This is a genomic window from Nocardioides iriomotensis (assembly GCF_004168035.1).
GTDB classification, from domain to species: domain Bacteria; phylum Actinomycetota; class Actinomycetes; order Propionibacteriales; family Nocardioidaceae; genus Nocardioides_B; species Nocardioides_B iriomotensis.
Genome location: NZ_SDPU01000032.1, coordinates 178,609 through 192,801, shown reverse-complemented (window position 1 = coordinate 192,801; position 14,193 = coordinate 178,609). Strand labels below are relative to the sequence as shown.

Annotated in this window: 9 protein-coding genes and 1 tRNA gene; 8 read left to right on the top strand and 2 right to left on the bottom strand. The window is 71.0% G+C overall.

Annotated elements, in window-relative coordinates; translation table 11 throughout:
- Positions 1–7: 7 nt before the first annotated feature.
- The gene (locus ETU37_RS17985; RefSeq protein WP_129988710.1) at positions 8–1,186 is read left to right on the top strand and encodes a hypothetical protein; all 1,179 of its coding nucleotides are present in this window, start codon (positions 8–10) and stop codon (positions 1,184–1,186) included.
- Between the two features lie 274 nt (positions 1,187–1,460).
- Here ETU37_RS17985 and ETU37_RS17980 read toward each other — a convergent pair.
- Positions 1,461–1,547: transfer RNA gene (locus tag ETU37_RS17980), tRNA-Leu, on the bottom strand.
- A 264-nt stretch (positions 1,548–1,811) separates the two neighbouring features.
- On the opposite strand from ETU37_RS17980, the gene ETU37_RS17975 reads away from it, so the two are divergent.
- The 7 genes from ETU37_RS17975 to pknB all read left to right on the top strand — a co-directional run bounded on the left by ETU37_RS17975 (position 1,812) and on the right by pknB (position 10,830).
- Positions 1,812–2,555, top strand: a complete 744-nt coding sequence (locus ETU37_RS17975; RefSeq protein WP_129988709.1) for an FhaA domain-containing protein — start codon at positions 1,812–1,814, stop codon at positions 2,553–2,555.
- Complete coding sequence (locus ETU37_RS17970; protein WP_129988708.1) at positions 2,548–3,036, top strand: FHA domain-containing protein FhaB/FipA; 489 nt, start codon at positions 2,548–2,550, stop codon at positions 3,034–3,036. The genes ETU37_RS17975 and ETU37_RS17970 overlap by 8 nt, the downstream gene beginning before the upstream one ends.
- Positions 3,037–3,045: 9 nt before the next feature.
- A complete protein-coding gene (locus ETU37_RS17965; RefSeq protein ID WP_129988707.1) occupies positions 3,046–4,548 on the top strand; it encodes a PP2C family protein-serine/threonine phosphatase in 1,503 nt (500 codons plus the stop codon).
- Positions 4,545–5,957, top strand: coding sequence for an FtsW/RodA/SpoVE family cell cycle protein (locus ETU37_RS17960; RefSeq protein WP_129988706.1), 1,413 nt, complete (start codon positions 4,545–4,547; stop codon positions 5,955–5,957). The genes ETU37_RS17965 and ETU37_RS17960 overlap by 4 nt, the downstream gene beginning before the upstream one ends.
- A 217-nt stretch (positions 5,958–6,174) precedes the next feature.
- The gene (locus ETU37_RS17955) at positions 6,175–7,641 is read left to right on the top strand and encodes a peptidoglycan D,D-transpeptidase FtsI family protein (protein ID WP_129988705.1); all 1,467 of its coding nucleotides are present in this window, start codon (positions 6,175–6,177) and stop codon (positions 7,639–7,641) included.
- Positions 7,638–9,047 carry a protein kinase domain-containing protein gene (locus ETU37_RS17950; RefSeq protein WP_129988704.1) on the top strand — a complete coding sequence of 470 codons (1,410 nt, stop codon included), beginning with the start codon at positions 7,638–7,640 and terminating at the stop codon, positions 9,045–9,047. The genes ETU37_RS17955 and ETU37_RS17950 overlap by 4 nt, the downstream gene beginning before the upstream one ends.
- Before the next feature lie 4 nt (positions 9,048–9,051).
- A complete protein-coding gene (pknB, locus tag ETU37_RS17945; protein ID WP_338068628.1) occupies positions 9,052–10,830 on the top strand; it encodes a Stk1 family PASTA domain-containing Ser/Thr kinase in 1,779 nt (592 codons plus the stop codon).
- A gap of 183 nt (positions 10,831–11,013) precedes the next feature.
- On the opposite strand, the gene ETU37_RS17935 is transcribed toward pknB, so the two are convergent.
- Positions 11,014–14,169 (bottom strand): S8 family serine peptidase, encoded by a 3,156-nt coding sequence (locus ETU37_RS17935; RefSeq protein WP_206054016.1) that lies wholly within the window; start codon positions 14,167–14,169, stop codon positions 11,014–11,016.
- Positions 14,170–14,193: the final 24 nt, after the last annotated feature.

The window sequence follows — 14,193 nt, the reverse complement described above, 5'->3', positions numbered from 1 at the left end:
CGGGGTCGTGTCCGGACTCGCCGCGACCGCAGCCGTCGTCGCAGTCATCGTCGGCATGCTCGCGGTCACCCGCGACACCGACACGTCTCCCCCGATCTCGCCCACACCGATCACCCCCACGCCGACGCCTCCGAAGACCCCGTCACCGAAAACCCAGTCACCCCAGACCTGGGTGGACACGGCGATGACTCCGACCAATGGAAACGGCTGGGTAGTCCCCAATCCGTTGGACGCAGTCCGCGACGGGTGGTTCCAGATCGTGGCCGACCACCTCCATCCCTCTCTGCGGCCTGCCGAGTGGGGCCAGGGTGCTTTCGAGCTTCCCGGCGAAGGCTCGCTCTACCCCGCCGGCGGGGGGATCGGCGTGATGGAGGCCAACAGTGCCGCAGGACTGCTCGCCAACGGCTGCGCATACCTCCACCCCATTCCCAACCTGGACCGCGACGAGTCGTGCCACACCAAGCAGACCCGCGGGCCGAACGGCGAACCCGTCCACGTCACCTCGTTCCAAAGCCTGTGCACGACCTGGGACGCCGACAGCGCCGCGCCGGGCGTCTACTACAAGAACTGCGGCGACTACAACGTCACGGTGGTCGTCGAGCGCAACGACGGCCGGATCGGTTACATCGACGTCCAGGGCCGCGACTACGTCGAGGCGATGCCGTTCGCACTCGCGGATCTGGTCGCCGCGGCCGCCGACCCGAGGCTCGCCCTGCCCGACGCGGCGTACGACGTGCCGTCGAACCAGACCGTCGCGTCCGTCGTCGCCGCCCACTTCCCGACCTGGCGGGCAGAAGGCGACCAACAGGTCATTCCGCTACCAGAACTGGGGTACGCGTCCGCCTCGGGGAAGCTCGCGCCCTTCACCGTCGGGGTGGTGGTTCGCCCGGCGGGCGGTGCTCCCACCTGCGGGGAGGACCCCTGGACGCGGAGCTGCACCGAACGTCGCGTCTACGGCGCCGACGACCCCACGATCGTCTATGTCCACGCCCGGGACGATGACGAGTGGGCCGACTGCTGCCCGCGCAACACCCGCGCGGTCAGCCGCACCTTCGTCTACGTCGGACCGCGCCACACAGTCGTCGTCTTCCAGAGTCGCCTGATCCCCGACGGCGAACGCACGATCGGCACGGAGCTGGACCAGGCCCTGATCGACCTCTCCCTCGACCCCCGATTCCAATCCTGAGCACCCCCCGCCGAGTTGGCGGACGTACTCCTCTCCCAGCTCATGGAAGCAAGTCGGCGGACGCACCGGATCGCCACCCGACGGTCGGACGAACCCTCACCGCGGACCCAGCCCTCGGGCCAGTGCCGACCCGCCGCGTCGACCATCGGCTTGGAGCCGCGGGCGCGCTGCACGTTCACGGCATCCGTGCCTGCGCTGAAGGTCTCCGGCTCCTTCAAGCGCACGGGACCCCTGGAACGGACAAAGCCCCAGGTCAGACCTGGGGCTTTGGTGGTGGTGCGCGAGGGGGGAGTTGAACCCCCACGCCCTTTCGGGCACACGGACCTGAACCGTGCGCGTCTGCCTATTCCGCCACTCGCGCGTGAAGCCTGCTCAGGGTAGCCGACCGTCTCGGCACCGACAAAACCGGCACCGCCGCGCACGGACGGCGGAACGCAGCGGTCAGCCACGACCCCGATACGATGCCGAGAAGCCGTCTCCCCGGACGTGCTGAAACGGTGCGGGCTGATGGTGACCTGCGTCATGCCCGACGAGCCCCGGCGCTCGGTTCGCGGTCGGGCGCGTGGGTACATAGGTGACGCGCACGAGTCCGAGACCAGCCGAGAGCGAGACCCAGGGAGGTGGCATGGGCATCCTGCAGCGGTTCGAGAACCGCCTGGAGCAGATGGTGTCCGGTGCGTTCGCCAAGGCCTTCCGGTCGGCCGTCCAGCCCGTCGAGGTCGCGGCCGCGCTCCAGCGCGAGGTCGACAACTCCGCGCAGATCCTGTCCCGCAACCGGCGGCTGGTGCCCAACCAGTTCCACGTCGAGCTGTCCCCGCAGGACTACCAGCGCCTGGCGCCGTACTCCTCCACCCTCTCCGACGAGCTGGTCGAGATGCTGCGCGACCACGCCCACGAGCAGTCCTACGTCTTCACCGGCCCGGTCTCCATCTCGTTCGACGAGAAGGACGACCTGTCCACCGGCCGCTTCCACGTCCGCAGCTCCGCGCTGGCCAGCGTGACGCCGGCGTCGGACTCGGCGGTCACCGACACCGCCGTACGCCGGGCCGACGTGATCCTCGAGGTCAACGGGATGAAGCACCCGCTCGACCCGCCGGGGATCGTCATCGGCCGCGGCAACGAGGCCGACCTCCGCATCAACGACCCGGGCGTCTCGCGCCGGCACGCCGAGGTCCGGATCTACCCCGGCGACCCGATCGCCGGCGGCGCACCCCAGGTCAGCGTCGTCGACCTCGGCTCCACCAACGGCGTCCTCGTCAACGGGCACAAGGTCTCCCAGGCCACGCTCGACGACGGCGCCCAGATCAAGATCGGGAACACCACGATGTCGATCCGGTTCGTCTCGCGGGGGGAGGGCGGCGGTGTCTGAGCTGACCCTCATGCTGATCCGCTTCGCCTACCTGGCGATCCTGTGGATCTTCGTGCTGTCCGCGATCTCGGTGGTGCGCTCCGACATGTTCGGCGCCCGCGTCGAGTCGACCCCGCGCGCCGACCGACGCGCGGAGAAGCAGGCCCGCAAGCAGGCCGCCAAGGCCAAGCCCTCGCGACGACCTCGCGGCGCACCGACGCACGTCGCGATCACCGAGGGGGCCAACGCCGGCGAGAACATCTCGCTCGACCTGGCCCCGTTGCTCATCGGGCGCGGGAGCGACGCGGCGATCCGCCTGGACGACGACTACGTCTCGACCCGCCACGCGCGCATCGCGAGCTCGGGTGACCAGTGGTTCGTGGAGGACCTCGGCTCCACCAACGGCACCTACATCGGCTCCACGCGCCTCACCCAGCCCACCACGCTCCAGCTCGGAACCCAGGTCCGCATCGGCAAGACGACGCTCGAGCTCCGCAAGTAGCCGCCGCTGATGACCGACGACACCACGCAGCACAACGCCCTGGGCCGATTCCGGCTCAGGTACGCCGCCCTGTCCGACGTCGGCCGGGTCCGCAAGGACAACCAGGACTCGGGGTACGCCGGACCGAACCTCCTGCTGATCGCCGACGGTGTCGGCGGGGCGGCCCGCGGCGACGTCGCCAGCAGCACGGCCGTCCAGATCATCCGGCGGCTCGACACCACCGAGCTGGCCGACGGCACCGACACCCACGAGGCGCTGGCCGGCGCGATCCACCGCACGCACGACCGGCTCGCCGAGCTCGTCGAGCACGACCCCGAGCTGGACGGCACCAGCACCACCGTCACGGCGGCGGTCTTCGACGGCACCCGGATCACCGTGGGCCACGTCGGCGACAGCCGCGGCTACCTGCTCCGGGACGGCACGATCTCCCAGCTCACCAAGGACCACACCTTCGTGCAGTCCCTCATCGACGAGGGCCGGATCACGGAGGAGGAGTCGCGCACCCACCCGCACCGCAACCTGATCCTGCGGGCGGTCGACGGCGTGCACGAGACCGACCCCGACCTCTTCGACGTCGAGCTCGCCACCGGCGACCGCCTCCTGCTGTGCAGCGACGGCGTGTCCGGCGTCCTCGACGGCCCGCGGCTCGCGGACATCCTCGGCACCGGGTCGGTCGACTACGCCGCGGTCGAGCTGATCCGGTCCGCCCTCGACGCCGGCAGCACCGACAACATCACGGCGGTCGTCGCCGACGTCGTCGACGCGTCGGCCGCCGCGAGCGACGACGACCCCGAGACCTCGGCCGCCGCGACCACCGGGCCGATGCTGGTGGGTGCCGCGGCGGAGCAACCGCGCCGCACCGGAACCGGAGGGCCCCGCAGCTTCTTCCGCGGCCACCGCAGCGGCGACACCGGCGAGCTCGAGCCCGTCGCCGACGGCGGCGGCAGCCACGACGCGTCCCGCCCGGTCGACCCCGAGGCCCTCCGCTACGCCCCACGGGCACCGCGCCGCTTCGGGTGGGTCCGGCGGCTGCTCGCGCTGGCGGTGCTGGTCGGGCTGCTGGCGCTGGCCGGCCGGCTCGCCTACTCCTGGAGCCAGGACCAGTACTACGTGGCCGTCGACGCGGGCCGGGTCACGATCTTCCGCGGCATCCAGTCCGACCTGCCCGGCGTCACGTTGCACTCCGTCGCCGAGCACACCGACGTCACCGTCCAGGCGCTCCCGGAGTTCAACCTCGACCAGGTCCGGTCCGGCATTCCGGCCGAGAGCCTCAACCACGCGCGTGACATCGTCAGCGAGCTCACCAACCTGGCGCGGAAGTGCCCGGTCCCCGAGCCCACGCCGTCGGAGGACCCCACGAACAAGAAGCGCGACGGCAAGAAGCGCGACAGCTCGCCGACGCCCTCGCCGAGCCCGACCCCCACGATCGAGCCGCCCGCCTGCCTCCAGGACGCCTCCGCGTCCGCCGACGCCTCGCCCGAGGCCTCCCCCGGAGCGGAGCCGACGCCATGAGCTCCCTCAACCCGCTCAACGCGCTGCCCCAGGGCTTCACCCACCGCCGTCGCCGGGGCGCGGAGCTGTTCCTGCTCCTGCTCAGCCTCGTCGTGGGTGTCGGCGGCTACGCCGCCGTCGGCCTGGGTGTCGAGGGCGAGATCCCCGTGAACATCATCGGGTACGGCGTGTGGCTGACGGCGCTGTGCCTCGTGAGCCACGTCGCGGTCCGCTACCTCGCGCCGTACGCCGATCCCGTGCTGCTGCCGATCGTCGCCGCCCTCAACGGCCTCGGCCTCGCGATCATCTACCGGATCGACCTGGCCAACCTGGCCGCCGACGACGACGCCAACACGTTCTCCTCCGACCAGCTGATCTGGATGACGCTCGGTGTCGCGCTGTTCATCGGGGTGCTGCTCGTGGTCCGCGACCACCGCCGCCTCCAGGCGTTCACCTACACGTCCGGCTTCGCCGCGATCGTGCTGCTGATCATGCCGCTGCTGCCCGTGATCGGCGTGACCCGCAACGGCGCCCGCATCTGGATCAACCTCCTGGGGTTCAGCTTCCAACCGGGCGAGGTCGCCAAGGTGATGCTGGTGATCTTCTTCGCCGGCTACCTCGTCCTGCACCGCGACGCCCTCGCCCTCGCCGGCCGCCGCGTCGTCGGCATCGACCTGCCCCGCGGGCGGGACCTCGGCCCGATCCTGGTGATGTGGCTGATCAGCCTCGGCGTGCTCGTCTTCCAGCGCGACCTGGGCTCGTCGCTGCTGTTCTTCGGCCTCTTCCTGGTGATGCTCTACGTCGCCACCGAGCGGCCCGGCTGGCTCGTCGTGGGCACCACCCTGTTCGCGGGCGGCGCCTACGCCGGCTTCCTGCTCTTCTCGCACGTCCAGGCCCGTGTCGACGCGTGGCTCAACCCGTTCGACCCCGACGTGAACAGCTACCAGATCGTGCAGGGCATGTACGGCATGGCCTGGGGCGGCCTCATCGGCCGCGGCCTCGGCCAGGGCGACCCGACCCTGATCCCGTTCTCCTACTCCGACTTCATCGTCGCCTCCATCGGCGAGGAGCTCGGCCTCACCGGCGTGATGGCGGTGATCGTGCTCTACGGCCTGATCGTCGAGCGCGCCCTCCGCACCGCGCTCGTCGCGCGTGACGCGTTCGGCAAGCTCATCGCGACCGGCCTCGGCGTGGTGTTCGCGCTCCAGGTGTTCGTGGTCATCGGCGGCGTCACCAAGCTGATCCCGCTCACCGGACTCACCACCCCCTTCCTCTCCTACGGCGGGTCGTCGCTGGTCGCCAACTGGTTCATCGTCGGCCTGCTGCTCCGGATCTCCGACCAGGCCCGACGGCCGCTCCCCGACCTCGCCGGCGACGGCGACGGCGCCGACGACGGGATGGACGACTCCACCCAAGTGGTCAAGCTATGAGGCACGACTCCCAGCCCCATGGCCTGCTGCGCGCCGACCTGTCGGCGCCTCGCGGCGTTCAGTGCCACCCCACGAGAGACGCTCGCAAGCTCGCGCTCTCGCGGGGACCCCGACAAAGACTCGACTCGACGGCGCTTCGCGCCGCCTTCGCTCCTCCGCCTTCCGAGGCACTCGACATGCCGACGCTCGCGACGGCCGGGGGCCAGGAGACGTACCTATGAACAAACCCATCCGCACGATGTCCATCGTCTGCATGCTGCTCTTCGTCGGCCTGCTGCTGAACTCCACGCTGCTGCAGTACGTCCAGGCCGGCGACCTCAACTCCCGCGACGACAACAAGCGCGTCCGCGACGCGGAGTACTCCCGCAAGCGCGGCGCGATCATCGCCGGCGGCCAGGCCGTCGCCGAGAGCGTGCCGGTCGACGACGCCTACAAGTACCTCCGCACCTACCCGCAACCGTTCAAGTACGCCCACCTGACGGGCTACTACTCCTACACCTACGGCCGCGACGCGGTGGAGAGCACGCAGAACGAGATCCTGTCGGGCTCCGACCCGCGCCTGTTCGTCAACCGGGTGGTCGACCTGATCGGCAACACCCAGCCCAAGGGCGGCTCGGTGAAGCTGACCGTCGACCCGGCCGCGCAGGACGCCGCGTTCGCCGGGCTGCGCGCGCTCGGCAAGCAGGCCGAGGGCGCGGTCGTCGCGCTCGAGCCGACGACCGGCAAGATCCTCGCGATGGTCTCCAACCCCACCTACAACCCCGAGGCGCTGTCGTCGCACGACTTCAGCAAGGTGCAGGAGAACCGGGAGCGGCTGCTGGCGGCGGAGAACAAGCCGCTGCTCAACCGGGCGACCCAGGAGATCTACCCCCCGGGCTCGACGTTCAAGCTGGTCACGGCCGCGGCCGCGCTCGAGAGTGGCCAGTACCGGCCCGACTCGCTGGTCAAGGGTGGCGACAGCCTCGACCTGCCGCAGACCGACAACGACCTGCCCAACTACGCCACCGGCATCTGCGGCACCACCAAGATCACGCTCACACAGGCGCTCGCCCAGTCCTGCAACACGTCGTTCGGCTCGATCGGCATGCAGCTCGGCGACGAGGCGCTGCGCGAGCAGTCCGAGAAGTTCGGCTTCGGGGACGTGTACCTCGACGACCTCACCCGCCAGGCCGAGAGCCGCTTCCCGGCCGGCGACGTGGACGACCCGCTGACGGCGTACTCCGCCATCGGCCAGTACGAAGTGGCCGCCACGCCGCTGCAGATGGCGATGGTGGCGGCCGGCATCGCCAACGGCGGCACCGTCATGCGCCCCTACCTCGTCGACGAGGTCCGCGCCCCCGACCTGTCGGTCCTCGACAAGACCAACCCCGAGCCGTTCCGTGACGCGATGAGCTCGACGACCGCGCGCGACCTGACCCAGATGATGGTCGAGACCGTCGACAACGGCACCGCGTCCCCGGCGGCGATGCCCGGCATCAAGGTCGCCGGCAAGACCGGTACGGCGCAGAGCCAGGCCGACCGGCCCAACTACGCCTGGTTCGTCTCCTTCGCCCCCGCCGACAACCCCGAGGTCGCCGTCGCCGTGCTCGTCGAGGACGCCGGCGTCGCCAACGACCTGATCTCCGGCGGCGGCCTCGCCGCCCCCATCGCCAAGTCGGTGATGGAGGCGGTGATGAACAAGTGACGCAGGCCCCGCACGACGCCGCGCCTCGCTACCGCCTCGACGCCCGGATCGCCACCGGTGGCATGGGCGAGGTGTGGCGGGCGACCGACACCGTCCTCCACCGCGAGGTCGCGCTGAAGATCCTCAAGCACGAGTACGCCGACGACCCGACGTTCCGCACCCGCTTCCAGGCCGAGGCCCGGCACGCCGCGTCCCTGCACCACCCCGGCGTCGCGGCGGTGTTCGACTTCGGCGAGCTGCCGCCCGAGCAGATGGCCGACGGCACCGGCGTCCCGCGGCCCTACCTCGTCATGGAGCTGGTCCCGGGCCAGCCGCTCTCCGCCCTGCTCCGCAAGGGCACCCCGATGGACCCGGGGACCGCCGCCGACCTGGTCGCGCAGGCCGCCGACGCGGTCGCCGCCGCGCACGCGCTCGGCATCGTGCACCGGGACATGAAGCCCGCCAACCTGCTCGTCACCCCCGAGGGCCGGGTCAAGATCACCGACTTCGGCATCGCGCGCGCGATCAGCGGCGCCGCGGTCACCCAGACCGGCCAGGTGCTCGGCACCCCGGCGTACCTCTCCCCGGAACAGGCCGAGGGCAAGCCCGCCACCGAGGCCAGCGACATCTACTCCCTCGGGATCGTGCTCTACGAGTGCCTGGCCGGGCGGCGCCCGTTCGACTCCGCCAACCCGGTCGGTACGGCGATCGCGCACCTGCGCGAGGAGCCGCCGCCGCTGCCCGACGGGGTGCCCGACCACCTCCGGCAGGCGACCGCGGTGGCGCTCGCCAAGGACCCGGCCCAGCGGTTCGCGACGATGAGCGCCTTCGCCGGCGCCCTGCGCGGCACCGAGACGGTCGCCGCGCCGGCTCCCGCCGCAGCCGCCGTCGACGCCGACCCGACCGCGACCCGGGTGATGGCCGTGCCTCCGGCCGCGCCCGCGACCCCCACCGCCGCCACCCGACGGCGCCGTGCCCCGGCCTGGCTGCCATGGGTACTCGCCGCGGCCGCGGTCCTGGCCGTCGTGCTGCTGGTCGCGCTGCTGGGGGGGTCCGCCGACGACCCCGACCGGTCCGGCAGCGACAGCGGCCCCGGCGGGACGAGCGCATCGACCAGCCCGTCGGCCACCCCCTCCGCCACGCAGGAGCCCGCGCCGTCGACCGTGGAGGTGGACGCCGACGACTACCGCGGCCAGCCCAAGGACACGGCGAAGGCCGCGCTCGAGGACCTCGGCCTCAAGGTCAAGGAGCAGCGGGTCGAGAACGACGGCTCGCTGACGCCGGACACGGTCCTCGACGTCGCCCCTGTCGGCACGCTCGAGGAGGGCACCGAGGTGACGTTGACCGTGGCGGGGCCGGCGCCGAAGCCGACGCACGAGGCACCCGGGCACAGCAAGGGCAAGGGACCCAAGAAGGACAAGGACTGAGGCAGTGACCAACGGACCGGACGGGAACCACCTGATCGGCGGCCGCTACGAGGTCGGCGAGCTGCTGGGCCGCGGCGGCATGGCCGAGGTGCGCAAGGGCACCGACCGACGTCTGGGCCGCGTGGTGGCGATCAAGCGGCTGCGCACCGACCTCGCGAGCGACCCGACGTTCCAGGCGCGGTTCCGCCGCGAGGCGCAGTCCGCCGCGTCGCTGAACCACCCCGCGATCGTCTCGGTCTACGACACCGGCGAGGAGATGGCCCACGAGGGGCCGCACGGCGAGAGCATCCCGCAGCCCTACATCGTCATGGAGTACGTCGCCGGCCGGACGTTGCGCGAGATCCTGCGCGAGGGCCGCAAGATCCTGCCCGAGCGGGCCCTCGAGCTCACCTCGGGCGTGCTCTCGGCCCTCGACTACAGCCACCGCGCGGGCATCGTGCACCGCGACATCAAGCCGGCCAACGTCATGCTCACCCCGTCCGGCGACGTGAAGGTGATGGACTTCGGCATCGCCCGCGCCGTCGCCGACGCCTCGTCGACGATGACCCAGACCGCGGCCGTCGTCGGCACCGCCCAGTACCTCTCGCCCGAGCAGGCCCGCGGGGAGACCGTCGACTCCCGCAGCGACGTCTACTCCACCGGCTGCCTGCTCTACGAGCTGCTCACCGGCCGCCCGCCCTTCGTCGGGGAGAGCCCCGTGTCGGTGGCCTACCAGCACGTCCGGGAGCAGGCCCAGCCGCCGTCGTCGCTCGACCCCGACCTCTCGCCCGAGGTCGACCGGATCGTCATGCACTCGCTGGCCAAGCGCATCGAGGACCGCTACCAGTCGGCCGCCGCGATGCGCGCCGACATCGAGCGCTACCTCAACGGCCAGACCGTGGCCGCGCCGGCGGTCGCCGGCGCCGGGGCCGGGCTGGCCGACGGCTACGACGACGGCGGGGACGACGAGACCTCGATCTTCAACGGCCGGCCGGACGACGAGGACCGTGAGGAGGAGTCCCGCAAGCGCTGGCCGCTCGTGGTCGCGGCCATCGCGATCCTGGCGCTGCTGGTGGGTGCCGCGCTGTTCGGCCCGATGCTGTTCAGCTCCGCCCCGGAGGAGAACTCCGTCCCGAACGTCATCGACATGACGCGCGCCCAGGCCGAGACCCGTATCGAGGACGCCGGCTTCGTGGTCGGCAACGTCGACAAGGAGTCCTCGACCGACTACAAGAAGGGTCTGGTCATGGCGCAGGACCCCGAGCCGCAGACGATGCTGGAGCCCGGCTCGGAGATCGACATCACCGTCTCTACCGGCAAGCCCGACGTGGTGGTGCCGTCGGTGATCGGCGACAACCGCTACGACGCCCAGCGCGAGCTGGAGGACCTCGGCCTGCGGGTGCGCTTCCGCAAGCAGCAGTCCGACGAGGAGGCCGACACCGTCCTGTCGACCAACCCCGAGGCCGGCACGTCGGTGGGTGCCAACACCCTGGTCACGATCGCGTTCTCCTCCGGACCGCGCGCGGTGCCCAACGTCGTCGGCCTCCAGGAGGGCGCCGCCAAGGCGCGGCTCCAGAACGCCGGCTTCGTGGTCAACGTCGAGGAGGACACCGAGACCGTCGCCGAGCCGGGCCAGGTGCTCTCGCAGGACCCGTCGCCGGGCTCGCGCGAGGACCAGGGCTCCACCGTGACGATCACGGTGTCGCGCTACGAGGCGCCGGAGCCGACGCCCACCGAGACGCCGACCGAGACGCCGACGGAGACGCCGACCGAGACGCCGGTCGTCCCCACACCGACGGACTGACAGTGGGTGTCCCTCTTGCCGTGGCGAGGTCGGTCGCCACGGGTCAGCTCGAACCGCACCGGCGCGGGCAATGTCGCCGTGACCGAAGCCGCAGGGAGGCGGCACATTTTCCCGGATTCGGCGCGCACGCGACGAAGCCCCACCAGGATGTCGTCCCGGCGGGGCTTCGTCGTCCTGCTGTCGCTACTCGGTGACCCGCTTGGCGGTGACCGTTCCGGTGCCGAGCAACGCCCCGCTGTCGCTGACGACGTTCATCGCTCCCAACAGTGAGCGACCCTCGGCGGCGAGCTGGTTCGCGGTCACCGTGCCGGTGACGGTGTGCGACTCGCCATTGGCGAGGCTGAACGGCGCCTCGTCGACGCTGACCGTTCCGAGTGCCCCGGCGAAGAAGACGTCGAGGTAGTCGTAGGACGTCGTCCCTGCCGGGACGTCGTACGCGTCCACCGTGACCGTGTAGGTCCCGGGAGCCGGGTTGGCGTAGCTGACCGCTTCCTCGGAGTCGCCGTCTGCGGACTGCTTGTTCCCGCCCGGGCCGGACACGAACAGGTCGAGGTCGGCCCCGGCGTCACTGGTGTTGCCGATCTTGACGTCCAGCTTGGAGGCGTCGGCCGGCACCTCCACCGTGAACGTCTTGGTGGCGTGATTGGCGATGGTCTCGGTCGACGACTTCGCCGAGCCGAGCGGGCCGCCCTTCGCGCCCGCCGTGACCGGCCCGAAGTCGTTGGACACGTTCCAAGAGATCGGCGTGGGAACACCCTTCTGCACGCTTTCGAGCGTCGTGGTCTCCGGGTTCACGGTCACACCGAGGAGCGTGGCATCCAGCGTCCACGGGTTCTCCTGCAGCGGTGACGTGCGCCGCGACTCCACCAGCAGCTCCCAGACGCCCGGCGCCGGGTCGGCGTACGACCGGGTGGTCGGGTTGCAGCCGTTGCCGTTCAGGAAGTTGGTGTAGCACGCGGTGCTCGCCGTCGAGTCCACGCCGACGCCGTAGGGGTGGAACGCCAGGAATCGAGTCTGGCTGCCGGCGGCGATGCCCGACAGCTTCACCTGGAGCGCCTTCGTGCCCTCAGGCACTGTCAGGTAGTAGCGGGACGCCTCGTTGCGCTGCGCGGTGCCGGACTGCGACCAGGTGTACGACGGCGCAGCCAGCTCGGTGCCCGCCACCACCGCGTTCATCACCGCGAAGTCCAGGCCCTTGGTCTTGGCGTCGTCCACCCGCAGCAGCGCGGTGTGCGCTCCCGCCGCCGGCGTCGCCGTGACCTGCACCGTCACCGGCTGGTTCAGCGGCAGGGTCACGGTGCTCTGCGACAGCGAGAACGTGCCGTCGTTGCCGCGCAGCGACAGGGCATACGTGCCCGACTTCGCCTTGCCCGAGGTCCGGGTGATGGTGACCGGGTAGGTCTTGCTCGAGCCGGGCGCCTGACCACCGGCGTCGGCAGCGCAGCGGTTGTAGATGCCAGTGCCGGTGGTCTCACCGAGGAGCTTCCAGACCTCGGTGCACACCGGCGCGGACGCGGTGAACGCGTCCGGAGTCAGCCCCTGCCGGAACAGGTCCCACGCCGCGGGGACGTTGATCTGGCCGTGACCCTGCAGGAACGCGGGGACGCCGGGGTTGTACTCCGCGGTCGAGTACACGGCCTGGCGGAGTGCGCCGGGGTCGCGGTTGAGGATGCTCTCCTGCTTCGCGGCCGACAGCAGCAGTGCCATGGCTCCAGCTGCCTGGGGGGAGGCCATCGAGGTGCCGTTGAACATGGAGTAGCCGGCCGGCAGCGGGTAGCCCGCCTCCGCGACCGGACCGCCGGGCTGCCAGGTGGGGGTGGTGGAGATGGCCGAGCCAGGAGCCGTGATGTTCGGCTTGAACCCGCCGTCCTCCCGGGGACCACCCGAGGAGAAGGTCAGCATGCCCCGGTCGAAGCGCACGTCCGAGCCGTAGTTGGCCTTCCAGGTGGCCTTCGAGATCTCAGCGCCCACGGCGACCGCGTCCGTGGAGACCGCCGGGTCGCCGACGGTGTTCAGCGCGTTGCCGGAGTTGCCGGCCGAGAGGACGATCTGCACGCCGAGGTCGTTGACGATCCGGTTGTACAGCTCCGCGCGGGCGTTGTTGCCGTCGTTGAGGGCGGGCAGACCGCCGATCGACATGTTGATGATGTCGACGCCACGGTTGGAGGCCAGCTCGGCCATGCCGTCGGTCAGCGCCGCGGCGGTGCAGCCAGGTCCGAAGGCGCAGGCGCGGGCCGACACGAGCTGGGCACCCGGTGCGGCGCCGTCCATCCGGCCGCCGAACATGTCGTTCGCCGCGGTGATCCCGGCCACGTGCGAGCCGTGGGCACCGGAGACGATCCCGATGTCGACGAAGTCGGCAGTGCCAGGCAGGCCGAACGGCTTCAGGGAGACGTCCTCGCGGTAGTCGACCGTGAACGGCATCGCCTCGACCACGTCGGTTCCGGGCTTGTCCGTGCCGAACGTGCCGACCTGCTGGTTCTGCCGGAAGGGGTGCATCACGGGGTTGTTGCGGAAGTCCCCGTCCTGGTCGCTGTCGACGATGATGTCGTGGTTCGTCTCGTCATAGAGGATGCCCCAGCGGTCCGTCGTGTCCCCGTCCCGGTTGACGTCACCCAGGACCTCGCCGCCGGCGATGTTCGTGGTCGCTTCCGTGAAGCGGTTGAACTTGAACGCCCCGTTGGGCGACTTCCAAGTCACCCCCGATGCCGAGAAGGTCCCATCGGTCGGGGTCACCGTCGTGAGCATGGCGCGCCAGGTGCCGTCGCCCTCGGAGGGGGCCGTCGCCGTGAACCAGTCGACGATCTTGCGCTGCCCGGTGCTGGTGGTCTGCAGCGCCGGGTGCGCCAGGTCGATGCCGCTGTCGAGGATGCCGATGGTGATCCCGCGGCCGTCCCACGCTTTGTGCGCCGCCTTGAAGGCGACCGCACCGGTCTCGTTGGTCGGCATGTACGGGTTGTTGTCGGGCGTGTCCTTGCCCGGACCAGCGGCGGAGGCGGCCGCAGCCGAGCCCTTGGGGTCGACATCGGGCAGCGGGATGGTCTCGTCCAGGTCGGCTGCGACCACTGAGTCAAGCGCCGCCGCCTTCTCCACCTGCGCGATGGGCACCTGGGCGCTGAAGTAGCCAAGCTTGTCGGCCGAGTAGCGGATGGACCCGCCGAGCGCCCGGATGTCCCGGCGGGCCTTGGCCGCCTCGGACTTGCCGGCGACGAACATGACGGTGACGGTCTTCTCGCCCCTGGCCTCGGCCTTGGTGAGCAGCTCGCGGTCGTGGGCGCCGAGCTGGTCGTGCTTGCCGCTCTTGGCGGCCTTGGGCGGCTTGGGCTGTGTAACCGCCACGGCGGGTGCTGCGATGCCTCCGGT

Coding starts and splice junctions, on each gene's coding strand:
- ETU37_RS17955 (WP_129988705.1), top strand. CDS start 6,175: ATGAACAAACCCATCCGCACGATGTCCATCGTCTGCATGCTGCTCTTC.
- ETU37_RS17975 (WP_129988709.1), top strand. CDS start 1,812: ATGGGCATCCTGCAGCGGTTCGAGAACCGCCTGGAGCAGATGGTGTCC.
- ETU37_RS17960 (WP_129988706.1), top strand. CDS start 4,545: ATGAGCTCCCTCAACCCGCTCAACGCGCTGCCCCAGGGCTTCACCCAC.
- ETU37_RS17965 (WP_129988707.1), top strand. CDS start 3,046: ATGACCGACGACACCACGCAGCACAACGCCCTGGGCCGATTCCGGCTC.